This is a genomic window from Mycobacterium sp. NBC_00419 (assembly GCF_036023875.1).
Classification (GTDB): Bacteria; Actinomycetota; Actinomycetes; order Mycobacteriales; family Mycobacteriaceae; genus Mycobacterium.
The window spans coordinates 689,847-713,308 of record NZ_CP107931.1; the positions used below are offsets into that span (position 1 = coordinate 689,847).

General features: G+C 67.9%; 22 protein-coding genes and 1 pseudogene. 12 read left to right on the plus strand and 11 right to left on the minus strand.

Annotated elements, in window-relative coordinates; all coding sequences use genetic code 11:
• The first annotated feature begins 76 nt into the window (after positions 1-76).
• Genes acpM through OG976_RS03325 form a run of 4 tightly spaced genes read left to right on the plus strand, consistent with a single transcriptional unit; the run spans position 77 to position 4,388 of the window.
• Positions 77-370 carry a meromycolate extension acyl carrier protein AcpM gene (gene acpM, locus OG976_RS03310; protein WP_163804014.1) on the plus strand — a complete coding sequence of 98 codons (294 nt, stop codon included), beginning with the start codon at positions 77-79 and terminating at the stop codon, positions 368-370.
• Complete coding sequence (gene kasA, locus OG976_RS03315; RefSeq protein WP_167100551.1) at positions 367-1,617, plus strand: 3-oxoacyl-ACP synthase KasA; 1,251 nt, start codon at positions 367-369, stop codon at positions 1,615-1,617. The genes acpM and kasA overlap by 4 nt, the downstream gene beginning before the upstream one ends.
• Positions 1,618-1,645: 28 nt before the next feature.
• The gene (kasB, locus tag OG976_RS03320; protein ID WP_328357857.1) at positions 1,646-2,908 is read left to right on the plus strand and encodes a 3-oxoacyl-ACP synthase KasB; all 1,263 of its coding nucleotides are present in this window, start codon (positions 1,646-1,648) and stop codon (positions 2,906-2,908) included.
• 46 nt (positions 2,909-2,954) lie between these two features.
• Positions 2,955-4,388 (plus strand): acyl-CoA carboxylase subunit beta, encoded by a 1,434-nt coding sequence (locus OG976_RS03325; RefSeq protein ID WP_328357860.1) that lies wholly within the window; start codon positions 2,955-2,957, stop codon positions 4,386-4,388.
• 62 nt (positions 4,389-4,450) lie between these two features.
• Here the strand turns inward: OG976_RS03325 and OG976_RS03330 are convergent.
• From OG976_RS03330 to OG976_RS03340, 3 genes and pseudogenes are all read right to left on the minus strand, one after another.
• Positions 4,451-5,779 (minus strand): annotated as a pseudogene (locus OG976_RS03330) (amino acid permease); the annotation flags it as partial.
• 62 nt (positions 5,780-5,841) lie between these two features.
• Positions 5,842-7,380 carry a glycerol-3-phosphate dehydrogenase/oxidase gene (locus OG976_RS03335; RefSeq protein ID WP_328357863.1) on the minus strand — a complete coding sequence of 513 codons (1,539 nt, stop codon included), beginning with the start codon at positions 7,378-7,380 and terminating at the stop codon, positions 5,842-5,844.
• A complete protein-coding gene (locus OG976_RS03340; protein WP_328357866.1) occupies positions 7,377-7,958 on the minus strand; it encodes a TetR/AcrR family transcriptional regulator in 582 nt (193 codons plus the stop codon). The genes OG976_RS03335 and OG976_RS03340 overlap by 4 nt, the downstream gene beginning before the upstream one ends.
• A gap of 56 nt (positions 7,959-8,014) precedes the next feature.
• On the opposite strand from OG976_RS03340, the gene OG976_RS03345 reads away from it, so the two are divergent.
• Positions 8,015-9,592 (plus strand): FAD-binding oxidoreductase, encoded by a 1,578-nt coding sequence (locus OG976_RS03345; RefSeq protein ID WP_328363118.1) that lies wholly within the window; start codon positions 8,015-8,017, stop codon positions 9,590-9,592.
• Positions 9,589-10,485, plus strand: a complete 897-nt coding sequence (locus tag OG976_RS03350; protein WP_328357869.1) for a diacylglycerol kinase — start codon at positions 9,589-9,591, stop codon at positions 10,483-10,485. Before OG976_RS03345 ends, OG976_RS03350 begins: the two co-directional genes overlap by 4 nt.
• Here the strand turns inward: OG976_RS03350 and OG976_RS03355 are convergent.
• The gene (locus tag OG976_RS03355; protein WP_328357872.1) at positions 10,482-10,916 is read right to left on the minus strand and encodes an SRPBCC family protein; all 435 of its coding nucleotides are present in this window, start codon (positions 10,914-10,916) and stop codon (positions 10,482-10,484) included. The genes OG976_RS03350 and OG976_RS03355 overlap by 4 nt on opposite strands.
• A gap of 58 nt (positions 10,917-10,974) precedes the next feature.
• Here OG976_RS03355 and OG976_RS03360 point away from each other — a divergent pair, with 58 nt between their 5' ends.
• The gene (locus OG976_RS03360) at positions 10,975-12,444 is read left to right on the plus strand and encodes a DUF222 domain-containing protein (protein WP_328357875.1); all 1,470 of its coding nucleotides are present in this window, start codon (positions 10,975-10,977) and stop codon (positions 12,442-12,444) included.
• Positions 12,445-12,451: 7 nt separating this feature from the next.
• Here OG976_RS03360 and OG976_RS03365 read toward each other — a convergent pair whose 3' ends face one another.
• Together OG976_RS03365 and OG976_RS03370 are read right to left on the minus strand one after the other, a co-directional pair.
• A complete protein-coding gene (locus tag OG976_RS03365; protein WP_328357878.1) occupies positions 12,452-12,964 on the minus strand; it encodes a DUF3145 domain-containing protein in 513 nt (170 codons plus the stop codon).
• 108 nt (positions 12,965-13,072) lie between these two features.
• Positions 13,073-13,900, minus strand: coding sequence for a serine hydrolase domain-containing protein (locus OG976_RS03370; protein WP_328357883.1), 828 nt, complete (start codon positions 13,898-13,900; stop codon positions 13,073-13,075).
• 88 nt (positions 13,901-13,988) lie between these two features.
• Here OG976_RS03370 and OG976_RS03375 point away from each other — a divergent pair, with 88 nt between their 5' ends.
• Together OG976_RS03375 and OG976_RS03380 are read left to right on the plus strand one after the other, a co-directional pair.
• Positions 13,989-15,074: an S-(hydroxymethyl)mycothiol dehydrogenase gene (locus OG976_RS03375; protein ID WP_328357886.1), complete on the plus strand. Its 1,086-nt coding sequence runs from the start codon at positions 13,989-13,991 to the stop codon at positions 15,072-15,074.
• Positions 15,071-15,694 carry an MBL fold metallo-hydrolase gene (locus OG976_RS03380; RefSeq protein ID WP_328357889.1) on the plus strand — a complete coding sequence of 208 codons (624 nt, stop codon included), beginning with the start codon at positions 15,071-15,073 and terminating at the stop codon, positions 15,692-15,694. The genes OG976_RS03375 and OG976_RS03380 overlap by 4 nt, the downstream gene beginning before the upstream one ends.
• Here the strand turns inward: OG976_RS03380 and OG976_RS03385 are convergent, their stop codons facing one another.
• The 3 genes from OG976_RS03385 to OG976_RS03395 are packed head-to-tail and all read right to left on the minus strand — an operon-like array spanning position 15,695 to position 18,284.
• On the minus strand, positions 15,695-16,852 hold the full coding sequence (locus tag OG976_RS03385) for a zinc-binding dehydrogenase (RefSeq protein ID WP_328357892.1): 1,158 nt from the start codon (positions 16,850-16,852) through the stop codon (positions 15,695-15,697).
• An 18-nt stretch (positions 16,853-16,870) separates the two neighbouring features.
• Positions 16,871-17,590 (minus strand): SHOCT domain-containing protein, encoded by a 720-nt coding sequence (locus OG976_RS03390; RefSeq protein WP_328357895.1) that lies wholly within the window; start codon positions 17,588-17,590, stop codon positions 16,871-16,873.
• A 13-nt stretch (positions 17,591-17,603) separates the two neighbouring features.
• Entirely contained in the window at positions 17,604-18,284 is a 681-nt protein-coding gene (locus OG976_RS03395; protein ID WP_328357898.1) for a TetR family transcriptional regulator, read from the minus strand.
• Between the two features lie 59 nt (positions 18,285-18,343).
• Here OG976_RS03395 and OG976_RS03400 point away from each other — a divergent pair, with 59 nt between their 5' ends.
• Genes OG976_RS03400 through OG976_RS03410 form a run of 3 tightly spaced genes read left to right on the plus strand, consistent with a single transcriptional unit; the run spans position 18,344 to position 20,668 of the window.
• Positions 18,344-19,291 (plus strand): SDR family oxidoreductase, encoded by a 948-nt coding sequence (locus OG976_RS03400; RefSeq protein ID WP_328357901.1) that lies wholly within the window; start codon positions 18,344-18,346, stop codon positions 19,289-19,291.
• Positions 19,292-19,341: 50 nt separating this feature from the next.
• Positions 19,342-19,578: a DUF1049 domain-containing protein gene (locus OG976_RS03405; protein WP_328357904.1), complete on the plus strand. Its 237-nt coding sequence runs from the start codon at positions 19,342-19,344 to the stop codon at positions 19,576-19,578.
• Positions 19,579-19,615: 37 nt separating this feature from the next.
• Positions 19,616-20,668, plus strand: coding sequence for an SAM-dependent methyltransferase (locus OG976_RS03410; RefSeq protein WP_442930495.1), 1,053 nt, complete (start codon positions 19,616-19,618; stop codon positions 20,666-20,668).
• Here the strand turns inward: OG976_RS03410 and OG976_RS03415 are convergent.
• Together OG976_RS03415 and OG976_RS03420 are read right to left on the minus strand one after the other, a co-directional pair.
• Entirely contained in the window at positions 20,660-22,381 is a 1,722-nt protein-coding gene (locus OG976_RS03415) for an Hsp70 family protein (protein WP_328357910.1), read from the minus strand. The genes OG976_RS03410 and OG976_RS03415 overlap by 9 nt on opposite strands.
• 36 nt (positions 22,382-22,417) lie before the next feature.
• Positions 22,418-23,446 carry an NAD(P)H-dependent amine dehydrogenase family protein gene (locus tag OG976_RS03420; protein WP_328363120.1) on the minus strand — a complete coding sequence of 343 codons (1,029 nt, stop codon included), beginning with the start codon at positions 23,444-23,446 and terminating at the stop codon, positions 22,418-22,420.
• Positions 23,447-23,462 lie beyond the last annotated feature (16 nt).

The following is a 23,462-nucleotide window of genomic DNA, read 5'->3' on the forward strand; positions in this document are numbered from 1 at the left end:
GGGCCGGATCCAGGGCAACCGCATAAGCACCACAGATTTACCAAGAAGAACAACCGATTACGAAGGGAGCCACACTGTGGCCGCCAGCCAGGAAGAAATCATTGCCGGTCTCGCCGAGATCATCGAAGAGGTCACCGGTATCGAGCCGTCCGAGGTGACCCCCGAGAAGTCCTTCGTCGACGACCTGGACATCGACTCGCTGTCGATGGTGGAGATCGCGGTTCAGACCGAGGACAAGTACGGCGTGAAGATCCCCGATGAGGATCTGGCCGGCCTGCGCACCGTCGGTGACGTCGTGAACTACATCCAGAAGCTCGAGGAAGAGAACCCCGAGGCTGCCGCTGCTCTGCGCGAGAAGTTCGCACAGTGACCAAGCCTTCCACTGCTAACGGCGGTTTCCCCAATGTTGTGGTGACCGCCGTAACGGCGACAACCTCAGTCGCGGGCGACATTGAGAGCACGTGGAAGGGTCTGTTGGCCGGCGAGAGCGGCATCCGCGTTCTCGAGGACGACTTCGTCACCAAATGGGATCTGCCGGTCAAGATCGGTGGGCACCTCAAGGATCCGGTCGACGACCACATGGGTCGGCTCGACTTCCGCCGGATGTCATACGTCCAGCGGATGTCGAAGTTCCTCAGCGCTCAGCTGTGGGAAACCGCCGGCAAGCCGGAGGTCGATCCCGATCGCTTCGCGGTCGTGGTCGGCACGGGCCTGGGTGGTGGCGAGAAGATCGTCGAAACCTACGACGCGATGAACGAGGGCGGGCCCCGCAAGGTGTCCCCGCTCGCCGTTCAGATGATCATGCCCAACGGTGCGGCGGCGGTCGTCGGCCTCGAGCTCGGGGCCCGCGCCGGCGTCATCACGCCGGTGTCGGCCTGCTCGTCGGGGTCGGAGGCCATCGCTCACGCATGGCGTCAAATCGTCATGGGTGACGCCGATTTCGCGGTCTGTGGTGGCGTCGAAGGCGGCATCGAGGCGTTGCCCATCGCAACGTTCTCGATGATGCGCGCGATGTCGACTCGCAACGACGAGCCCGAGCGGGCATCACGTCCGTTCGATAAGGATCGCGACGGGTTCGTCTTCGGCGAAGCCGGTGCGCTCATGATCATCGAGACCGAGGAGCATGCCCTGGCCCGCGGCGCCAAGCCGCTGGCCAGGCTGTTGGGTGCGGGCATCACGTCGGACGCCTACCACATGGTGGCGCCGGCTCCGGACGGCCTGCGGGCCGGCCGGGCGATGACGCGGGCGATGGAGCTGGCGGGCTTGTCCCCCAAGGACATCGACCACGTCAACGCGCACGCCACCTCAACGTCGATCGGTGACATCGCCGAGGCCAATGCCATCCGGGTCGCCGGTGTGGACCATGCCGCGGTGTACGCACCGAAGTCGGCGCTGGGCCACTCGATCGGTGCGGTTGGCGCCCTGGAGTCGATCCTCACGGTGCTGGCTCTGCGCGACGGTGTCATCCCGCCGACGCTGAACTACGAGACACCGGATCCGGAGATCAATCTGGACGTGGTCGCGGGTGAACCCCGTTACGGCGATTACCAGTACGCGATCAACAACTCGTTCGGATTCGGAGGACACAACGTGGCGCTCGCCTTCGGGCGCTACTGATCCTGGGGGAAAGGACGAGCGACAGAGAATGGCAGGGTTGACACAACTGTCAACGGGGAAGAGTTTCCCCAATGTGGTCGTCACTGGCGTTGCCATGACGACCGCCCTGGCATCTGACGCCGACAGCACCTGGAAGGCGCTGCTGGACGGGCAAAGTGGAATCCGGCTTCTCGAAGACGAGTTCGTCGAGAAGTACGACTTGCCCGTCCGGATCGGCGGTCATCTCGTCGAGGAGTTCGACGGGCAGCTGACGCGGGTGGAACTGCGTCGGCTGTCCTACCTGCAGAAGATGTCCACCGTGCTGAGCAGGCGGGTGTGGCAGAACGCCGGCTCCCCGGAGGTCGACACCCGGCGCCTGATGGTCTCGATCGGAACCGGTATGGGTTCGACCGAGGAGCTGGTGTTCGCCTACGACGGCATGCGCGCAAAGGGTCTGCGGGCGGTGTCGCCGTTGGCGGTTCAGATGTACATGCCCAACGCCGCGGCCGCGGCGGTCGGCCTGGAGCTCGGCGCCAAAGCCGGTGTGATCACGCCGGTTTCAGCGTGTGCTTCAGGTTCGGAGGGTATCGCCCAAGCGTGGCGGCAGATCGTTCTCGGCGAAGCCGATATCGCGGTCTGCGGCGGCGTCGAGACCAAGATCGAGGCGGTGCCGATTGCCGGATTCGCTCAGATGCGCATCGTCTTGTCGACCACGAATGACGATCCCGCCGGTGCCTGCCGGCCGTTCGACCGGGATCGCAACGGTTTCGTGTTCGGCGAGGGTGGCGCGCTGATGGTGATCGAAACCGAGGAGCATGCCAAGGCCCGCGGCGCCAACATCCTGGCCCGGCTCATGGGTGCGGCCATCACCTCGGACGGCTACCACATCGTGGCCCCCGACCCCACGGGCGATCAGGCCGGACAAGCGATCACCCGGGCGGTCCGGGTCGCCGGACTCCAGCCCACCGACATCGATCACATCAACGCGCACGCGACGGGCACTCAGGTTGGTGACGTGGCGGAAGGCAAGGCGATCAACAACGCGATGGGCAAGCACCGTCCGGCCGTCTACGCGCCCAAGTCGGCGCTGGGTCACTCGGTCGGTGCCGTCGGAGCGGTGGAGTCGATCCTGACCATCATGGCGCTGCGGGACGGCGTCGTCCCGCCCACGCTCAACCTGCGCAACCTCGATCCGGAGATCGATCTGGATGTGGTGGCCGGAGAACCCCGGCCAGGCAACTACCAATACGCGGTAAACAACTCATTCGGATTCGGTGGCCACAACGTCGCGATCGCTTTCGGAAAGTACTGAAAACCGAAGGCGCTGGCGGCAACCGGCGCGCACAAAGGAGATTTGGATGACGATCATGGCACCTGAGACGGTCGGCGAATCGCTCGACCCGCGCGACCCGTTGCTGCGCCTGCGCACCTTCTTCGACGACGACACCGTCGAGCTGCTGCACGAGCGCGACCGCTCCGGTGTGCTGGCCGCATCCGGCACCGTCAACGGTGTGCGGACCATCGCGTTCTGCACCGACGGCACCGTCATGGGCGGCGCCATGGGCGTGGAGGGCTGCCAGCACATCGTCAACGCCTACGACACGGCCATCGAGGAGCAGAGCCCGATCGTGGGCATCTGGCACTCCGGCGGGGCCCGGCTGGCCGAGGGCGTGCGCGCGCTGCACGCGGTGGGCCTGGTGTTCGAGGCGATGATCCGCGCGTCGGGTTACATCCCGCAGATCTCGGTCGTCGTCGGGTTCGCCGCGGGCGGTGCCGCCTACGGGCCGGCGCTGACCGACGTCGTCATCATGGCCAGCGAGGGCCGGGTGTTCGTCACCGGGCCGGACGTGGTCCGCAGCGTCACCGGTGAAGACGTGGACATGGCCTCCCTGGGCGGCCCGGACACCCACCACAGGAAATCCGGTGTGTGCCACATCGTCGCCGACAGCGAGCTCGACGCCTATGCGCGTGGCCGCCGGCTGGTCGGATTGTTCAGCCAGCAGGGTCATTTCGACCGCAGCAAGGCTGAGGCCGGCGACGTCGACCTGCACGCGCTGCTGCCGGAGTCGCCCCGCCGCGCCTACGACGTGCATCCGTTGGTGGAGGCGCTGCTGGATTCCGATGACGAGGGCGGCTCGACCTTCGAGGAATTCCAGGGCAAGTGGGCTCCCTCGATCGTGGTCGGCATCGGCCGGCTTGCCGGTCGCTCCGTTGGCGTGCTGGCGAACAACCCGCTGCGACTGGGCGGCTGCCTGAACTCCGAAAGCGCCGAGAAGGCAGCACGTCTGGTGCGGTTGTGCGATGCGTTCGGCATCCCGCTGGTCGTCATCGTCGACGTGCCGGGCTACCTGCCCGGTGTCGACCAGGAGTGGGGCGGTGTCGTGCGACGCGGCGCCAAGCTGCTGCACGCCTTCGGTGAGGCGAGCGTCCCACGGGTGACGCTGGTGACCCGAAAGATCTACGGCGGGGCCTACATCGCGATGAATTCGCGCTCGCTGGGCGCCACCAAGGTGTTCGCCTGGCCGGACGCCGAGGTCGCCGTGATGGGCGCCAAGGCTGCGGTCGGGATTCTGCACAAGAAGAAGCTGGCCGCTGCGGCCGATCACGAGCGCGATGCGCTGCACGAGGAGCTCGCCGTCGAGCACGAGCGGATCGCCGGTGGCGTGGACTCGGCCATCGAGATCGGCGTGGTGGACGAGAAGATCGATCCGTCGCACACCCGCAGCAGGGTCACCCAGGCCCTGGCCGAGGCTCCCGGGCGCCGCGGTCGCCACAAGAACATCCCGCTGTAGCCCTCGGCTCAGCGATCGGCGGTGGCCGGCACGGCCATTTCAGGCTCGTGCCGGTCACGGTTGAACCGCTTGTTTGCGAAGTACAGGCCCACCACCACGGCCCACGACAGCAGGCTCAGGAGCAGCTGCGAGCGCAGCTTGTCGTCGAGGGACATCTGCACCAGGATCGCCAGCATCCCCACGATGGTGAGGATCGACAGCACCGGGAACAGCCACATCTTCATCCGCAGTTCGGCGCCGCGATGGCGGTAGCGCAGCACGATCTGCGAGATGGCGATCAGCAGGTAGACGAACAGGATGATCGCGCCGCTGGAGTTCAGCAGGAACGCGAAGATCGAATCCTCGGCGAATGCCGCGGCGATGACGCAGGCGAAGCCGACGATCGACGAGAACAGGATCGCATTGGCAGGCACACCCCGAGGGGTCACCTGGACCAGCAGCCTGGGGGCTTCCCGTCGCGCCGCGAGCACGAACAGCATTCGTGAGGCCGTGTACATCCCGGAATTGAGACAACTCAGCACGGCCGTGAGCACGACGGCGTTCATGATGTGGTCGGCGTAGGGAATGCCCATCTCGGTGAACGCGGCGACGAACGGCGACGCCGCCAGCCCGTTGTCATTCCAGGGCACGATCGTCACGATCAGGAACACCGAGAGCACGTAGAACACCAGGATCCGCATGATCACCGAATTGGCCGCCCGGGCAACGGCTTTCTCGGGGTCGGACGACTCAGCGGCCGCGATGGTCGCGATCTCCGGGCCGACCATGGAGAAGATCACCGTCACGATCCCGACCGTGATCACCCCGGCACCCATGGGCAGGAACCCGCCATGGCTGGTGAGGTTAGAGAAGTCCGCCGACTTGCCCGGCCACAGGCCGAACACGAAGCAGGCGCCGATCGCGATGAACACCAGGATGGCCGCGACCTTGATCCCGGCGAACCAGAACTCGAACTCGCCGTATGACTTCACCGAGAACAAGTTGGTGGCCGTCATCAGCACCATGAACGCCAAGGCGCACAACCACAATGGGACGTCGATCCAGTATTCGACGATCTTGGCGCCGGCGATCGCCTCGAAGCCGACGACGATCACCCAGAAGTACCAGTAGAGCCAGCCGACGGAGAAGCCCGCCCAGTGGCCGAGAGCTTCGCGGGAGTAGTCGGCGAAGGACCCGGTCGACGGGTTGGCGACGGCCATCTCCGCCAGCATTCGCATGACCATGATGATCAGCACCCCGGACAGCGCGTAGGTGATGAACACACCGGGGCCGGTGTCGCCCATCACCACCCCCGACCCGACGAACAGGCCGGCGCCGATCACACCGCCGATGGCGATCATTCTCAGTTGCCGCTGGTTGAGGGCCTTCTTCAAAGCTGGTGTGTCTGACATGGCGTCCTCCGGCTGTGCGGGAAATGGGCATTGAATGCCCATTCGCACGGAAGTTATACCTGTCAGGTGGTCGCGGCGAGCAGCTCCTGTGCGGCGGCCAGTGCGCGCTCCCGGTCGGCGGCGACCAGTCCGATGCGGGTGCGCCGGTCGAGGATGTCGTCGGCGCTGAGCGCGCCCTCGTGGGTGACGGCGAACTCGAACTCGGCGCGGGTCACGTCGATCCCGTCGGCGACGGCCTCGGTCGGCCTCTCGCACCGGGCCGAGGCGATGACGTTGGGCGACTCCGCTCCGTAGCGGGCCACCAGCGACCCGGGGAGCTCGCTCGAGGTGCGCAGGGTGGCAACGGGATTGGCAGGTGCCCCGACCAGGGGCAGATTGCGGGTCCGGCACGGCCCCGCGGTGATCGACCTGGCCGCGAACGCACGATCCAAGGTGTCTTCGGCCATGTGGCGGTATTCGGTCAGCTTGCCGCCGACGACACTGAACACCCCGGACCCCGATTCCAGGACGGCGTGGTCGCGAGACAAGTCGGATGTCCTGCCTTCGCCGGTGTCGATGAGCGGCCGCAGACCGGCGTACGCGCCGGTGACGTCTGCGGTTCCCAGCGCGGTTCCCAGCGCCGTGTTGACGGTGTTCAGCAGGAAGTCGACCTCCGCCGCACTGGGCTGCGGCTCGTCGGGAACCGGGCCGGGCGCGTCCTCGTCGGTCAGGCCCAGGTACACCCGGCCGAGCTGTTCGGGCATCGCGAACACGAAGCGGTTGATCTCACCGGGTATCGGGATGGTCAGGGCTGCAACGGGATTGCCGAACGAGGCGGCGTCGAACACCAGATGCGTCCCACGGCTCGGGCGCAGTTTGATCGCGGAGTCCACTTCACCGGCCCACACCCCGGTCGCGTTGATGACCACCCGGGCGTTCAGGGTCAGCGTCTCCCCCGTGAGCTCGTCGACCAACTGCACCGAGTCGCCGGTCCCCGAGGCCGCCGACACCCGGGTGAGGATCCGCGCGCCGTGCTGGGCGGCGGTACGGGCGACGGCGGTGACCAGTCGGGCGTCATCGATCAGCTGTCCGTCGTAGGCGAGCAGCGCGCCGTCGAGCCCGTCACGGCGCACCGTCGGCGCCATCGCCACGGCCTGCTGAACACCGATCCGGCGCGAGCGAGGCAACGTCGAGGATTTCGTACCGGCAAGCAGGCGCAGCCCGTCACCGGCGATGAATCCGGTACGCACCAGGGCCCGTTGGGCGCGGCTCATCGACGGCAGCAGCGGCACCAACTGGGGCATGGCGTGGACCAGGTGGGGCGCGTTGCGGGTCATCAGGATGCCGCGCTCGATGGCGCTGCGCCGCGCGATGCCGACATTGCCGGTGGCGAGGTAGCGAAGGCCGCCGTGAACCAGCTTGGAGCTCCACCGGCTGGTTCCGAAGGCCAGGTCGTGCTTTTCCACGAGGACGACCGACAGCCCGCGGCTGGCGGCATCCAGCGCGACGCCGGTACCGGTGATGCCGCCGCCGATGACCACGACGTCGACGCGTCCGTCGGCACCGAGCGTGGCCAGGTCAGCGGCACGGCGGGCGGCGTTGAGGGCAGTGAGGTCACTCATGGGGCGAGGTATCCGTTCAGGACGCGGGCGAGTTCGATGGCCAGGGCTTGCGTGTCGAGGATCGTCTCGACGATCGCGGCCGACTGGATGGACGACTGGGCGATCAGCAGGACCATCGCCGACATCTGCCGGACGTCGCCGGCCCGGACGCTGCCGTCGGCCTGGCCGGCGCGCAGCTCGTCTTCGACCAGGTCGATGAGGATCTGCTGGCTGGTGCCGAGCCGGCCGGCGATGTAGACCATCGCGAGGTCGGGTGCCGAGCGCAGGACCGAGACGATCAGCTCGTCGTCGCGCAGCCGTCGGGCCACCTCGACAATCCGGGCCACCAGCCCTTCGCGGCCTGGTCGGCGCGCGGGAATCGACTTCCAGGTGCCGGTGATCCGGTCGGTGAGAAGCGACGCCAGGATCGCGCGGGTATCGGGCCAGCGCCGGTAGATCGTCGGGCGGCTCACTCCGGCCCGGCGTGCGATCTCGGCCAGGGTGACCCGTTCCACGCCATAATCCCGCAGGCAGCTGGCCGCCGCGGTCATAATCCGGTCGTCGATGTCCACCGACTCCGCGTTACTGATTGACAGCATGTGTAATACTGTAACGCATGGTCAACGATGCCGCCCACACCACCCTGATTCCGCCGATGGCATGGAACGCCTGGGGCGACCCGCACGCCGCCAAACCACTGTCCGATGGAATCCGCAGCCTGCTCGAACAGGCCCTCGGCGTGCAGGCCACCACCATCGCCGCACCCACCATCGACGAGGTGCAGGTGCGGCCGTCGTCACTGCCTGACGCCGACCGCGAGGGACTCGCAGCGATCGTCGGCGCCGACTACGTCCGCACGGGTGATCGCGATCGCCTGCTGTACGCGGGTGGCAAGTCAACGCTGGACCTGTTGCGCCGCAAGCAGACTCATCAGGACGCTCCGGACGCGGTGCTGCTTCCTTCCGGTGAGGACGAGATCGCGGCGGTGCTGGCCTACTGCACCGAGCACGGCATCGCAGTCGTTCCGTTCGGTGGCGGCACCAGCGTGGTCGGCGGTCTGGATCCGATTCGTGGCGAGTTTGCCGCGGTGATCTCACTGGACCTGCGCCGCCTCGACCAGCTGCACTCGCTCGACGAGACCTCACAGGAGGCCGAACTCGGCGCCGGCCTCACCGGACCGGACGCTGAGCGGCTACTGGGTGAGCGGGGCTTCTCGATCGGACATTTCCCGCAGAGTTTCAAGTTCGCCACCATCGGCGGATACGCGGCCACCCGGTCCTCGGGCCAGGATTCCGCGGGCTACGGCCGGTTCAACGACATGATCCGCGGGCTGCGGATCGTGACACCCGCCGGCGTGCTGGATCTCGGCCGGGCGCCGGAGACCGCGGCGGGCCCGGATCTGCGCGAGCTGTTCTCCGGGTCCGAAGGCGTGTTCGGCATCATCACCCGCGTGCGGCTGCGGGTCCATCCGGTGCCGGAGACGGTGCGGTACGAGGCATGGTCGTTCCCCGACTTCAGCACCGGCGCCGCAGCCCTGCGCACCGTCACGCAGATCGGCACCGGCCCGACCGTTGTGCGGTTGTCCGACGAAGCCGAGACGGGCGTCAACCTGGCCACCACCGGCAACATCGGCGAGCAGACCATCACGGGCGGCTGCCTGGGCATCACCGTGTTCGAGGGCAGCGCCGCGCATACCGAGAGCAGGCACGCCGAGACCAGGGCCGTGCTGGAGGCCAACGGTGGAACCTCGCTCGGCGAGGCCCCGGCCCGCGCCTGGGAGCACGGCCGTTTCGACGCGCCCTATCTGCGCGACTCGCTGCTGGCGGCAGGCGCGCTCTGCGAGACCCTCGAAACGGCGACCACATGGGCCAACGTGCCCAACCTGAAGGCGGCCGTGACCGAGGCGCTGACCAATTCGCTGGCCGAAAGCGGGACAGCGGCGCTGGTGATGTGTCACATTTCGCATGTGTACCCCACCGGAGCGTCGCTGTACTTCACCGTCGTCGCCGGACAGCGCGGTGACGTCACCGAGCAGTGGCGGACCGCGAAAGTCGCTGCCTGCGAGGCGATCACACGCGTCGGCGCGACCATCACCCATCACCATGCCGTGGGGGCCGACCATCGGCCGTGGATGACCGCCGAGGTCGGCGAGCTCGGCGTGAAGGTGCTGCGCGCTGTGAAGCAGGCGGTGGATCCGGCCGGAATCCTCAACCCGGGCAAGCTCATTCCATGATCGGCACCGTCACACTGCTGACCAACCCGATGTCGGGGCACGGCAATGCGCCGCACGCCTCGGAACGCGCGGTTGCCCGGTTCCAGGAGCTTGGCGTCGACGTGGTCGCGATCGTCGGCCGTGACGCCGCACATGCCCGGGAACTGGTCGACGAGGCGTTGAGCCGGGGCACCGACGCCCTCGTGGTGGTGGGCGGCGACGGGGTGATCCGGCTGGCGCTGCAGGCGCTGGCGCGCAGCGGCGTTCCGCTGGGGATCGTGCCTGCGGGCACGGGCAACGACCACGCACGGGAGTACCGGTTGCCGACCGCAGATCCCGAGGGCGCCGTCGACATCATCGCGGCGGGGCATACCGAGACGGTCGACCTCGGCCTGATCACCGGCGCCGACGGCAGCACCACGTGGTTCGGCACTGTCGCGGCAACGGGTTTCGACTCGCTCGTCAGCGATCGGGTGAACCGGATGAGTTGGCCGCACGGGCGGATGCGCTACAACGTCGCGATGGTGGCCGAGTTGTCGAAGCTGCGGCTGCTGCCGTTCCGGATGGTCCTCGACGGCCAGCGCGAGATCAACACCAGGCTGACGCTGGCGGCGTTCGGAAACACCCGCAGCTACGGCGGCGGAATGCAGATCTGCCCGGGCGCCAACCACTCTGACGGGATGCTCGACATCACGATGGTGCATTCGGAGTCACGCACCAGGCTGATCCGGTTGTTCCCGACGGTGTTCAAGGGAACCCACGTCAACCTCGACGAGGTCACCGTCGACCGGGCCCGGACCATCACCGTCGAATCCCCCGGCATCAATGCCTACGCCGACGGCGACTACGTCTGCCCGCTTCCCGCTGAGATCTCTGCGGTGCCCGGCGCGTTGACGATCTTCGTTCCCGCCTAGCGTTCCAATGCCGCTGCGCAGGCCTTCAGGATGGCGCCGAAGTTCCACGGAAGCAGCCGGGAGGTCAAGGCCTCCATGGCTTTTCCGCCGCCGCGCAGCGGATGGGTATAGCGCGAATCCCAACTGACGTGAGTCCCGCCGGGCGCCGGCGTGAACGTCAGGGTGCCGCCCTCGTGGTCGAAAGCCGGAACCGAACTGATGATCAGGTACGAATAGCTGCGCGGCGGGTCGTAGGTGGTGATCTCCTCGCGAAACCACATGCCGGTGGCGACCGCCCTGCGCACCGCGCCCACGCGCGGTTCCGAGACACCGTCGACCCAGTTGGCCTTAAGGAGTAGCGGCGCGGTCGTCAGATTCGCCGGGTCGGCGAGCCACGTGAAGACCTGATCGGACGGCGCGGCGATGGTGCGTTCGACGTGAATCAGGACCATGACGTCCAGGCTAGGCGTGACGACGATTTCTGTCGGGGCCGCCGCTATACTAGAACGTATGTTCGATAGCGGTCTTCGATCGGCCAGCGACGCAGCTGTCGTCTCCGCGATCCAGGACCTCGCCCGCCACGAGGCCGAGACCGCGGCCCGGCGCATCGCGGCGATCAGTGAGCTGGTGCGCCGCCGGTGCGGTGACGACGAGCGGGCCTACTGGGCCTGCGATCCGTGGGATGCCGCCGCCGCCGAGATCGGCGCGGCCCTGGGCATCAGTCGGGGCCGGGCTTCCGGGGAGATGCACCTGGGCCTCTCGCTGCGCTACCGCTTGCCGCAGGTTGCCGAGTTGTTCACCGAAGGCCTGATCAGCCACCGGGTGTGCTCGGTGATCGCCGACCGCACCGACCTGATCCAAGACCGCACGGCACTGGATCGCATCGACACCGTCCTCGCCGAGCACGCCCGGTCCTGGGGCGTGCTCTCGGTGTACAAGATGGAGAAAGCCATCGACGCGTGGGTTGACCAGATCGACCCCGGCGCCCTCCACCAGACCCGGTCCCGGGCTCGGGACCGCGACGTCCAGTTCGGCGCCCAACACGACACGGCGGGGTCCACCTCGGTGCGCGGCCGCCTGTATGCCACCGATGCCGCCCTGCTCGACCGTCGCCTCATGCAGATGGCGCGCGGCGTGTGTGACGACGACCCGCGGACCACCGGGCAACGGCGGGCCGACGCACTCGGCGCGCTGGCCGCCGGTTCGGACCGCCTGGCCTGCCAATGCGGATCGCCGACGTGCCCGGCGTCCGGCGACGACGGCCGCTCAGCCGCTGTCGTCATCCACGTCGTGACCGACGCCGACGTGGATGCCATCGAACCGGACCCGAACATGTCGGGAGAGGGTTTCGGCACCGTCGACTCCCCCGCCGACCCGCCGGCCAGGAAGTCGACGGCGACGCTGACCGGTCGCGGCGGGATTGTTCCGACCCCGATGCTTGCCGAGTTGATCCGTGGCGGTGCCACCGTGCGGCACGTTCGCCAGCCGTCCGACCAACCCGAGCCCGGCTACCGGCCGTCGGCAGCGCTGGCGGAGTTCGTCCGGTTCCGGGACCTCACCTGCCGTTTCCCGAACTGCGACGTGCCCGCCGAATTCTGCGACATCGACCACACGATCCCGTGGCCGCTCGGCCCGACACATCCGTCGAATCTGAAATGCACGTGCCGAAAAGAGCACCTGCTCAAGACATTCTGGGAGGGCTGGTCGGAGATCCAGTTCCCCGACGGAACGGTCGAGTGGACGTCGCCGACCGGCAACACCTATGTGACGCATCCGGGCAGTCGGGTGTTCTTCCCGCAATGGGACGTCACGACCAGCCCGCTACCGCCGCCAAAAGAAGCCGACCCGTCGCACGCGCGCACACTGATGATGCCGACGCGGCGCCGAACCCGCGCACAGGACCGGGCCCGCTACGTCAGACGGGAACGCGCACTCAACGACGCTCGCGTCGCCGAACGCAACAAGCCGCCGCCGTTCTGATCGTGGCTCAGCCGACTCCCCGGCTCAGCCAGCTCACTTCACCGCTGTCGCCGCCATCGCGATAGGGCTCGAGCGCGTCGTCCCATGCGGTGCCCAGCACCGAATCCAGCTCCGCGGCCAGGGTGTCGGCGCCGGCGGCCATGAGTGCACGCAGGCGCATCTCGCCGACCATCGTGTCACCGTTGGCGCTCATCGATCCGCTCCACAGACCCAGCTGCGGGGTGTGGCAGTACCGCTGACCGTCCACGCCCGCACTCGGATCCTCGGTGACCTCGAAACGCAGCACAGACCAGGAGCGCAGCGCATTGGCCAACCGCGCACCCGTGCCCACCGGACCAACCCAGTTGGTCACGGCGCGCAACTGACCAGGCATGGCCGGCTGCGCGGTCCACTTCAAATTCGCCCTGGCATTCAGGGTCGACGACAACGCCCACTCGACATGTGGGCACACCGCCGCGGGCGAGGCGTGCACATACACCACGCCAGTCGTCGCGTCGGCGAACTGGTTCGACGCACGCATACCTTGCTCCTTCGGCTCCACGAGGGACGTCTTCCCCAACGACCTGGTGTTTCCGAAGATGCAGTTGTTTCGTGCGTGTTTATTGTGCCTTGTGAGGCCCCTGTTGCGCTAGTCAGCGCTGTAGTCTCTCAGAACTTCATCAGACAACGCCGGCCACAACGGTTTGGCCCACTCGTCGAAGTCGCGCGCCGTCAGGACCACCAGCGCCAGCCTGCGGTCAGGATCCACCCAGATGAAGGTGCCCGTCTGGCCGAAATGGCCATAGGTGCGCGGTGAGTTCGCCGACCCCGTCCAGTGCGGTGATTTGTCGTCCCGGATCTCGAAGCCCAGCCCCCAGTCGTTGGGCCGCTGGACGCCGAACCCGGGCAGCACGCCGGTCAGCCCCGGGAACTGCACACTGGTCGCCTCGGCGTGCATCTCGGCCGAGACGGTTCGCGGATTCAGCAGGTCAGCAACGAATATCGCCAGGTCAGCCACCGTCGACACCGCACCGTAGCCCGCCGCGACCGCGCCCTCGGTCAACCGTGAGGTACCCATGCCCAGCGGTCCGAAGATCGCCTCGGCCACATACTGCCCGAATTCGATTCCGGAGCTCTGCTCGATCGCCTCGGCCAGCACGGTGAAGCCGTAGTTCGAGTACACCCGTCGCTTGCCGGGCTCGGCCATCACCTCTGCGGAATGCATCGACAGCCCAGAGGCATGCGCAAGCAGGTGGCGGATCGTGCTGCCCGGCGGTCCGGCCGGGGTGTCGAGGTCGACGACACCCTCTTCGACGGCGACCTGGGCGGCTCGGGCGACGAGGGGCTTGGTCACCGAGGCGAGCCGGTATTCGGCGGCCTGGTCGCCGTAGGTCGCGAGCACTCCCGCCGGTCCCACCACTGCGGCAGACGCGGCCGGTACCGGCCAATCGGCGATCAGGTCGAGGGGCTCAGGCACAGCGGTGAGCCTAATGCCCGGGGCCCTCGGTATCGTTCAGCGATACTGCCGTAAGGCATTCCGGCGCCGCCACGCTAAGGTTTGACTCATGAGTCAAACAGTGCGCGGTGTGATTTCTCGCAAGAAGGGCGAACCCGTCGAGCTCGTCGACATCGTCATCCCCGATCCCGGTCCGGGCGAGGTCGTGGTCAACGTGACGGCGTGCGGCGTCTGCCATACGGACCTGACCTACCGCGAGGGCGGCATCAACGACGAGTATCCCTTCCTGCTGGGCCACGAGGCCGCGGGCACCGTCGAATCCATCGGCGACGGCGTCACCAACGTCGCGCCCGGCGACTTCGTGATCCTCAACTGGCGCGCGGTGTGCGGCCAGTGCCGCGCCTGCAAGCGCGGACGCCCCTGGTACTGCTTCGACACGTTCAACGCCACCCAGAAGATGACGCTGACCGACGGCACCGAACTCACCCCGGCGCTGGGGATCGGCGCCTTCGCCGACAAGACGCTGGTCCACGAAGGCCAGTGCACCAAGGTCGATCCCGAGGCTGACCCGGCGGTGGCCGGCCTGCTCGGCTGCGGCGTGATGGCCGGCCTCGGTGCTGCGGTCAACACCGGTCACATCGGCCGCGACGACACCGTCGCGGTGATCGGCTGCGGCGGCGTCGGCGATGCCGCGATCGCCGGTGCGGCCCTGGTGGGCGCCCGCACGATCATCGCCGTCGACACCGACAACACCAAGCTGGCCTGGGCCCGCGAATTCGGCGCCACTCACACCGTCAACGCCAAAGAGTTCGACGTGGTCGAGACCATCCAGGACCTCACCGACGGGTTCGGTGCCGACGTGGTGATCGACGCCGTCGGCCGCCCGGAGACCTGGAAGCAGGCGTTCTACGCTCGCGACCTCGCCGGAACCGTTGTGCTGGTTGGTGTTCCGACTCCGGACATGAAGCTGGAGATGCCGTTGGTGGACTTCTTCTCCCGCGGCGGCGCGCTGAAGTCGTCCTGGTACGGCGACTGCCTGCCCGAGCGCGACTTCCCCACCCTCATCAGCCTCTACCGCCAGGGCCGGCTACCGCTGGAGAAGTTCGTCTCCGAGCGCATCGGCCTCGACGGCATTGAGGATGCCTTCCACAAGATGCACGCCGGTGAAGTGCTGCGCTCGGTGGTCGTGCTGTGAGCGGCATCGAGCGGGTCGTCACCCACGGCACCTTCGAACTCGACGGCGGCAGTTGGGAAGTCGATAACAACATCTGGATCGTCGGCGACGACAAAGAGGTCATCGTCATCGACGCCGCCCACGACGCGAAGGCCATCACCGACGCCGTGGGCAACCGGCACGTCGTCGCGGTGGTGTGCACGCACGGCCACAACGACCACATCACCGTCGCCCCCCAGCTCAGCAAGGACCTCGACGCCCCGGTCCTGCTGAACCCGGCCGACGACATGCTGTGGCGAATGACTCACGGCGACAAGCCGTTCCACACCATCTCCGACGGCCAGGTCCTCAAGGCCGACGGCATCGAGCTGCACGCCATCGCCACCCCGGGCCACTCCCCCGGTTCCACCTGCCTCTACGCCCCGGCCCTAGGTGCGGTGTTCTCCGGCGACACCCTGTTCCAGGGTGGGCCCGGCGCGACGGGCCGGTCGTTCTCCGACTTCCCGACCATCCTCGGGTCTATCAAGGACCAGCTGGGCAAGCTACCCGCCGACACCGTCGTCTACACCGGCCACGGCGACACCACCCGCATCGGCGACGAACTGGTCAACTACGACGACTGGGTGGCTAAGGGCAGCTGACTAGGGCGCGGTGACCGCGCTGCGGGGATCGATGAGGATCTTCGCGTGGGTCTCCGGGTCGCCGAGCGCCGCGAAGGCCGCGGCGACACCGCCCAACCCCACCTTGCCGGTCACCAGCGGCGTGGCATTCAGCTTGCCGTCGGCCAGCATGTGCAGCGTGTCGCGGAATTCCAGTGGCGTGTAACCGAACACGAACCGCAGGTCGATCTCCTTGCCGATGGCCATGGCCGGGCGGATCTTGTCGTCGCTCATACAGACGCCGACGACGACCACCCGCGCGTTGAGCGGCGCGGCGCCGATGACACCGTCGATCATCCCCGGCACGCCGACGCATTCGAAGATCACCTGCCGCTTGGGTCCGGCCGCGCCGAGTGCGTCGGCGGCGCGGTAGACGTGCTGCCAGCCGGGCAGCTTGCGCAGCTTCTCCATCGACCCGACGGCAAGGTCAGCCAGCCCGGAGAAGTCGGTGACCACGCCCTTGCCCACCGCCCTGTCGTAGGGCGAGTCGACCTTCGGGTCCACCACGATCTCGGCACCGCAGCGGCTGGCCAGGGCACGCCGACCCGGGGAGAAGTCGCTGGCGACAACGGTCTCGACACCGAGAGCCTCGAGCTGACAGATGACGGCCAGCCCGATCGGTCCGCAGCCGATCACGATCGCGGTGTCCCCCTTCTTGATCTCGCTGCGCCGCACCGCATGCAGGGCGATCGCCATCGGCTCGGTGAGCGCGGCGATGTCCATCGACAGCCCGTTCGGCACCGGGAACGTCATTGCCGCCTCGACCAGGACCTGCTCGGCGTAACCGCCCGGCGCCAGCGGGGAAAGACCGGTGAGCTGCACGCCGCCGTGTGCTCGCACCATCGGGAATGACACCACCCGGGTGCCGACCTTGAGCGCCTTCGGGGTCTTGACGCCGCGTTCGGCGATCTCGCCGGAGAACTCGTGTCCCATCACCGTCGGGGTGGTGCTGCGGATGCAGTCGTGGTAGCCGACCTCATCGAGCACGTCGGCCAGTTCGTCGCCGTGGTCCTTGGCGTGCAGGTCGGATCCGCAGATACCGCAGCTGCGGACGTCGAGCACCAGCTGCCCGTCCCCGGGACGCGGCGCGGGCATCTCGATCACCGACAGGGTTGCGTTCACACAGCTGACAGCCTTCACGTGGCCGAGTGTAGACGCCTATCCCTTGAGTATCCGGCGCTTCTCCGCCTCGAATTCCGCCTCGGTCAGGGCACCCGAATCGCGCAACGCAGCAATAGTTTTCAGCTGCTCGAGCCGTACGCCCTGATCGGTCGGGGTAAACGGGTCGACGGGCGCGAGGGCGGTGGGCAGGTCCTGAAGGCCCACGCCCGGCGATCCGCCGCCGCGCATGCGCTTGAACACCCGCGACAGGAGCACGTCGAGCAACCCCACCCCGAAGATCGCGGCGAACACCCAGTGCAGATAGTCGTAGTCACTCTCGTGCCCGAACGCCAGCCGCGGGTTGATGTAGCCGTTGACGTCGCCACCCGTCCGAATCCCGTAGACGCCTGCCACCGGAACCTGTGCGGTCCAGATCCGCAGATGGGTGTCGCTGTTGACCGTCGTTGTACCACTGCGGCTTTCGGTGAGCACCGGATCCGCTGCACCGTCGGGCGGGATGATGCTCAGCTTCAACGCGGGCACCGGGAAACTTCCCGAGGTCGACCCGGTCACCGAGGTGTGGAAGCTGATCTGCACCTCACCGGCAGGCAGCTCGACCTGACCCGATCCCGGGATCGGAACCTCGCCGTAGGCGTCGAACTCGTCGAGGACGAACGCGTTGAGTGCCATCACGATGATGAACCCGATCCCGCCAACAAGCATCGTGATGATTCCGCAGACGGCCATGATGCGCGAGACCGACCAGGTGCCCTTCATGGCGGGAAGTGTGTCACGCCGGGCTCTGGGCCGCCGCACCAATCAGCCAGGTTCGCAGACCGGCGCGCAGGCCGTCGGCGAAGCGGCACGCCGGATCGGGAAGGCCGAGCTCCTGGACCGCCTGTCGCACCGGCTCGGTGGGCACCGAGAACGGATACGTGCCCGCCACCAGCGACAGAATGCCCTCGCCGAGGAAACCCACGAACTCCTCGGCCAGCCACGGCAGCTGCCTGCCGACGACGCCCGAGAGCTCGGCGATCGTCTGCACGGCCCGAACCTTGAAGTCCCTGGCGAACTCGACCGAGATGTTGCGCTCCAGAACCCCGGCCATCGCGCCCAGCAGCTCGCACAGCATGGCGCGCTGCACCAGCGAGTCCGCGATAACGTCTGCTACTCGAATCTCGTTGGCGTAATCCGGTTTCCGGGTGCGCGGTCGACCCAGGCGCTGCTCCAGGTCTACCAGCCAGGACCGGCACTCCTCGTCGAGCACCTCCAGGAAGATCGCTTCGCGGCTCTCGAAGTAGCGCAGCACGTTCGACTTGGCCAGGCCCACCCGTTCGCTGATATCGCGCAGGGTGACCTCGTCGACCCCGCCGGCAGCCAGCGCCTCGCGCGCGGCGGCCAGGATGGCCGTGCGGCGGGCGGCCAGCTGCTCGGGCCGGCGGGCCCGCTGGAAGGTCGACGTCACAGCCATGAATTTAGCAGACCACCGTTCTATTGTTATCAGACCAGCGTTCTGTTAATGTCACCGGCATGGCTGACCTCTCCCTCACCGTTCCCGACCTGTCCGGAAAACTCGCCGTCGTCACCGGCGCCAACAGCGGCCTTGGCCTCGGCGTGACCAAACGCTTCGCCGCCGCCGGCGCCGAGGTGATCATGGCGATCCGCAACCACGCCAAGGGCGAAGCCGCGGCCGCCGAGATCCGCGCCGCCGTCCCGGCCGCGAAGCTGACCCTCAAGAACATCGACCTGTCCTCGCTGGCCAGCGTCGCCGCCCTCGGCGTGGAACTCAACGCCGAGGGACGCCCGATCGACATCCTCGTCAACAACGCCGGTGTTATGCAGCCACCCGAGCGCGACACCACCTCCGACGGCTTCGAGCTTCAGTTCGGCGCCAACCATCTGGGCCATTTCGCTCTGACCGCCCACGTCCTGCCGCTGCTGCGGGCCGCCCAGAGTGCCCGCGTCGTGTCGCTGAGCAGCCTGGCCGCCCGGCTCGGCGGCATCAACTTCGACGATCCCAACTTCGAACGCAGCTACTCGGCCAACGCCGCCTACTCGCAGTCCAAGAGCGCGACGCTGATGTTCGCCATCGAACTCGACCGGCTCAGCCGCCAGCACGGCTGGGGCGTGATGTCCAACGCCGCTCACCCCGGCCTGTGCAAGACCAACCTGCAGATCAGCGGACCGTCACACGGGCGGGACAAGCCCACCGCCATCGCGCGGTTCTACCAGTTCAGCTGGCGCTACATGCCGTTCATGTGGCAGGAGGTCGACGAGGGCATCATCCCGACCCTGTACGCCGCGGTCGACCCGAACGCCCAGGGCGGCAAGTTCTACGGACCCACCGGATTCATGGAGATGGTCGGCGGCGGGGCCAAGGAGGGCAAGATCCTGCCCCGCGCCACCGACGCCGAGGGCTGCCGCCGGCTCTGGCAGATCTCCGAGAAGCTCACCGGGGTGAGTTATCCGAACAATTGACCGTCGGACGACTACCGTCACCTGCTGACAAGCAAGTACGGGAGGTCGCCATGTCACCTGACGAAACCAAGCCCTCCGGCGGCGCGGTGCAGCGTTTCGCGCTGCGTTACTGGCTGGCCATCCTGCTGGTGGCGCTCGCCGCGGTCTTCATCGGCCAGAACCGCGATCGCCAGCAGGTACATGTTCTGTGGATCACCGTGGAGTCACCGATGTGGCTGCTACTGACGGCGATGCTCGTTGTGGGCGTCGTCGTCGGTCTGCTGTTGCACCGCCGTCGCCGAGCCTGATGTGCCCGAGTCCAGCTTCGTGGTGCGCCCACAGCCGATGGACAGCGCCACCTACACCGCCTCCTCGCGCCTGCAGGCAGCCGGATTACGCTCTGCCATAGAACTTTTCGAGCAAGCCGCCCGAACCGTTCCGCTGCCCAGAGCACCACAGCCGATCGCGATCGCCGACTACGGCGCGGCCAACGGCTTCAACTCCCTGCTGCCCATCTGCGCGGCCATCGCGATCGTGCGGCAACGCACCCGCGCCGACCACGCCATCCTGGTAGCCCACACCGACGTCCCCGACAACGACTTCACCGCGCTGTTCGCCACGTTGGCCGACGACCAGGACAGCTACCTGAAGCGGGATTCCGCAACCTTCGCCTCAGCTGTCGGACGTTCGTTCTACGCGCAGATCCTGCCCTCGGACAGCATCGCTCTGGGCTGGAGTTCGTGGGCCGTGCACTGGCTGAGCCGGATACCGACCCCGATTCCCGACCACGTGCAAATCTCCTACAGCTGTGACGAGCAGGCGCGCCGCGCGTACGCCCGCCAGGCCGCCGAGGACTGGCACGAGTTCGTCGCGTTCCGCGGCCGCGAGTTGGCGCCAGGCGGTCGGCTGGTGGTGTTGACCGTCGGCCTCGAGCCCGATGGCGGCTCGGGGTTCCGGGCGGCGTTCGACGCGATCGTGACGGTGTTGCGAGAGTTGGTCGATGACGGCCTGGTCACCGGCGACGAGACCCGGCGGATGTCGATTCCGTCAATGGGCCGCGACGAGAAGGACTTCCGTGCGCCGTTCGCGCCCTCGGGGCGTTTCGAAGGCCTCTCGATCGAGCACCTGGAGATGTTCAACGCCGAGGACCGGTTCTGGTCGCAGTACCGCACCGACAAGGACGCGCGGGCATTCGGCGCGAAGTGGGCTGGGTTCCTTCGTGCCTCGATCTTCCCCACCCTGGCCGCGGCGCTGGACGGCGGCGTCACCGATTCGCGGGCAACCGAATTCGTCGAGCGCCTAGAAGCCGGGGTCGCCGCTCACCTGGCCGCCGAACCCGAGCAGATGTCGATCCCGCTGGCCAAACTCGTCCTGGCCAAGCGGGATACGTCAACCTGACGTGCTGAGCTGCGGAAAGAACTGCGGCAGTCCGGGAATCGTCGGGATGGGCGGAATGGCCGGAATGGTCGGGATCACCGGCGGCGGCTGAGTCGGTGGTGGCGGCGCGGTGACGGTGGCCGTCTCGGTGACCGGTGGCGGCGTCGACACCGTGGTGGTGACGACAGTCGTGGTCGCGGTCTCGGTCACCGGCGGTGGCGGTGGTGGCGGCGGCGCCTCGGTCGTCACCGGAGGTGCCTGCACCACCCGGGTCTGGACCACCGGAGCGGGCGCCGGAGCGGGCGCCGGGTCCGGTGCCTGCACCACGGTCCGCAGCGGCGGCTGCTCGACCGGTGCCGCGAGTTGCGCCGGCGTTGGCGACTCCGCTGGTGGCGCGGTGGTGACACTCGGGGTCGGCTGTGCCGGCGCGGCGGCGCTGCTGTCGTTGCGCAGCGCAACCGTCGTGGCGGCACCGGCCATCGCGATCACCAGCAGGGCCGCCGCCACCACCGGCAGCGGTCGCCGGTACCACGGCTGTGCGACCTCGACCGCTTCGGCGGGACCGTGTTCGAAGTCGATCTGCGGACGGACGACGACAGCCGGCACGACAGCCGGCTCTGCCACCGGCAACCGGACCTCTGGCACGTCAGGAGCCGCAGACCAGGCCAGCGCCGCCCCGGTCTGCGGCGCCGGCGCCGCGACCGGTACCACCGGTGCAGCGGCCAGTGCGGTGGGACTGTCGTCAGCCGGACCGCGGGCAGCCCGCAGCGCGGCGCCGATCGCCGGGATGAGCGCCGGACGTGGCACGGTGACGACGGGCACCCGCAGGTGTTCGGAGAGCGTCGTGGTGATCACCGGGGTTGCCGCGCCGCCGCCGATCGAGGCGACGGCCACCAGATCGGCGGGCCGGACCCCAACGCGCTCGAGCAGCTGGTGCACCGCGGCCACCAGGTCGGCCAGCGGACGGCGCACCACGTCATCGAGTTCGGTGCGGGTGAGCCGCACGTCGCCGACAAAGCCCGGCAGGTCGGCGGGCAACGCCGTGACCGAGACCGTCGAGAGGCGTTCTTTTGCGGCCCGGCAGTCGGCCCGTAACCGGCTCAGCGATCCGAAGGCCGATGTGCCGGTGACATCGAGCGTCCGGCCGGCCGACAGTTCGGCGAGCACGTGGGCCAGCACGCCCTGGTCCACCAGGTCCCCCGAGAAGTCCAGATGCCGAAGCGGCGCCTCGATGGGCCGGTAACCCGCCGAGGCATCGAGCAGGGCGACCGAGGTGCCGCTGCCGCCGAAGTCGCACAATGCGACGATGCCGCGGGTCGGCAGCCCGGGATCGGCCTGCAGGGCGGTCGCCGCCGCGGCCGCATCGGGCATCAGCAGTGGTGGGCCTGCTGACCATTCCGGGATGCGGCCGACGGCGCGGCGCAGGGCCTCGACGGCCCGGGTTCCCCAATGTGCGGGATAGGTGATGGCGGCGGCCCCGGGCAGCGGCCGTCCGGCGGTCGCCTCGTAGGCCAGTGCGCGCAGGGCCTCAGCCAGCAACCTGTCCGCCGGATGCGCCGACCCGTCGGGCGCGACGATACCCACCGGATCCCCGACCCGGTCGACGAAGTCGGTGATCGTCACGCCGGAGAGCGTGAGAACCGGCTTGCGCGTGACACTTCGGTCCGGGGTCACCGCGGCCAGGGTGGTTGCACCGACCGACAGGCCGATGGCCGGTTTCGTGTGGTCAGTCATCACCGAAAATGTCGGTGTGACCGCCGCGGACGTTACTCAGCGAATGGTGCCGCGGCCCGGGATCAGGGGCAGATCCAGGGGTGTGACCCAGCCCGGGGGCAGGTCGTTCACCGCCGGGACGGCATTGAGCGCGCGCAGCCCGGTGGCCAGGCAGCCCGCGGTGGCCGCATCGCGCCCGGAGCCGTCGGTGAAGCGGAACGCGGTCTCCTGGAAGACGCTCGGCGTGCCCTCGATGTCGACGCGATAGACGTCGTCCTGCTCGCCGGAGGGCCAGTCCGGTGCCGCGTCGTGTCCGATGCGGTTGACGTGCTCGAGCTGGATGCGGGTTTCGCCGTTGTAGACGCCGTTGATGGTGAATCGCACGGCCGCCACGTGGCCTGCCTCGATGACGCCCTTGACCGTCTTGCGTTCGGTCGGGGTCACCCACTTGTCCCACGTCGTGGTGATCTCGTCGAGTTCGATCCCGGCGGCGTAGGCGATCATCGGCACGGTCGCGCCCCACGCGAACACCAGCACATCGGAGTTCTGCAGCAGCGGCTTGAACTCCGGCTCCCGGCCGATGCCCATCTCGAATTCGTAGTCACCCTCGTAGTTGGTGTAGTCCAGCAATTCCGAGGCGCGGACCCGGCGGACCTGCGAGCACAGCCCCATCAGGGTCATCGGGAACAGGTCGTTGGCGAAACCCGGGTCGATGCCGGTGGTGAAGCACGACGACTGGCCCTCTTCGCAGGCCCGGGTGATCGGGTCGATCCAGTTGGGCGGGTTCAGGTGCATCTTGGGCCACACCCACGGTGTCATCGCCGTCGAGCACACGTCGATCCCGGCGCTCAGGAAACGGCTGATGACGTCGATGTTGGCGTCGGCATGCGCGGCGGTCGGGCCGTAGTGCACGAGAGCGTCGGGCTTCAGCGCGATCAGCGCATCGATGTCGTCGGTGGCGCCGATGCCCACCGCTTCAGCCAGTCCGCAGATCTCGCCGACATCGACACCGACCTTGGCCGGGTTGCTCACACCGACCCCGACCAGCTCGAATTCCGGATGCGCGAGCACCTCCGGGATGACCATCTTGCCGACGAAACCG

Coding starts and splice junctions, on each gene's coding strand:
- kasB (WP_328357857.1), top strand. CDS start 1,646: ATGGCAGGGTTGACACAACTGTCAACGGGGAAGAGTTTCCCCAATGTG.
- OG976_RS03350 (WP_328357869.1), top strand. CDS start 9,589: ATGATCGGCACCGTCACACTGCTGACCAACCCGATGTCGGGGCACGGC.
- OG976_RS03340 (WP_328357866.1), bottom strand. CDS start 7,958: ATGCTGTCAATCAGTAACGCGGAGTCGGTGGACATCGACGACCGGATT.
- OG976_RS03345 (WP_328363118.1), top strand. CDS start 8,015: ATGGCATGGAACGCCTGGGGCGACCCGCACGCCGCCAAACCACTGTCC.
- OG976_RS03360 (WP_328357875.1), top strand. CDS start 10,975: ATGTTCGATAGCGGTCTTCGATCGGCCAGCGACGCAGCTGTCGTCTCC.
- OG976_RS03400 (WP_328357901.1), top strand. CDS start 18,344: ATGGCTGACCTCTCCCTCACCGTTCCCGACCTGTCCGGAAAACTCGCC.
- OG976_RS03375 (WP_328357886.1), top strand. CDS start 13,989: ATGAGTCAAACAGTGCGCGGTGTGATTTCTCGCAAGAAGGGCGAACCC.
- OG976_RS03410 (WP_442930495.1), top strand. CDS start 19,616: ATGGACAGCGCCACCTACACCGCCTCCTCGCGCCTGCAGGCAGCCGGA.
- OG976_RS03365 (WP_328357878.1), bottom strand. CDS start 12,964: ATGCGTGCGTCGAACCAGTTCGCCGACGCGACGACTGGCGTGGTGTAT.
- OG976_RS03335 (WP_328357863.1), bottom strand. CDS start 7,380: ATGAGTGACCTCACTGCCCTCAACGCCGCCCGCCGTGCCGCTGACCTG.
- OG976_RS03390 (WP_328357895.1), bottom strand. CDS start 17,590: ATGAAGGGCACCTGGTCGGTCTCGCGCATCATGGCCGTCTGCGGAATC.
- OG976_RS03325 (WP_328357860.1), top strand. CDS start 2,955: ATGACGATCATGGCACCTGAGACGGTCGGCGAATCGCTCGACCCGCGC.
- OG976_RS03415 (WP_328357910.1), bottom strand. CDS start 22,381: ATGACTGACCACACGAAACCGGCCATCGGCCTGTCGGTCGGTGCAACC.
- OG976_RS03355 (WP_328357872.1), bottom strand. CDS start 10,916: ATGGTCCTGATTCACGTCGAACGCACCATCGCCGCGCCGTCCGATCAG.
- OG976_RS03395 (WP_328357898.1), bottom strand. CDS start 18,284: ATGGCTGTGACGTCGACCTTCCAGCGGGCCCGCCGGCCCGAGCAGCTG.
- OG976_RS03420 (WP_328363120.1), bottom strand. CDS start 23,446: ATGGTCATCCCGGAGGTGCTCGCGCATCCGGAATTCGAGCTGGTCGGG.
- OG976_RS03405 (WP_328357904.1), top strand. CDS start 19,342: ATGTCACCTGACGAAACCAAGCCCTCCGGCGGCGCGGTGCAGCGTTTC.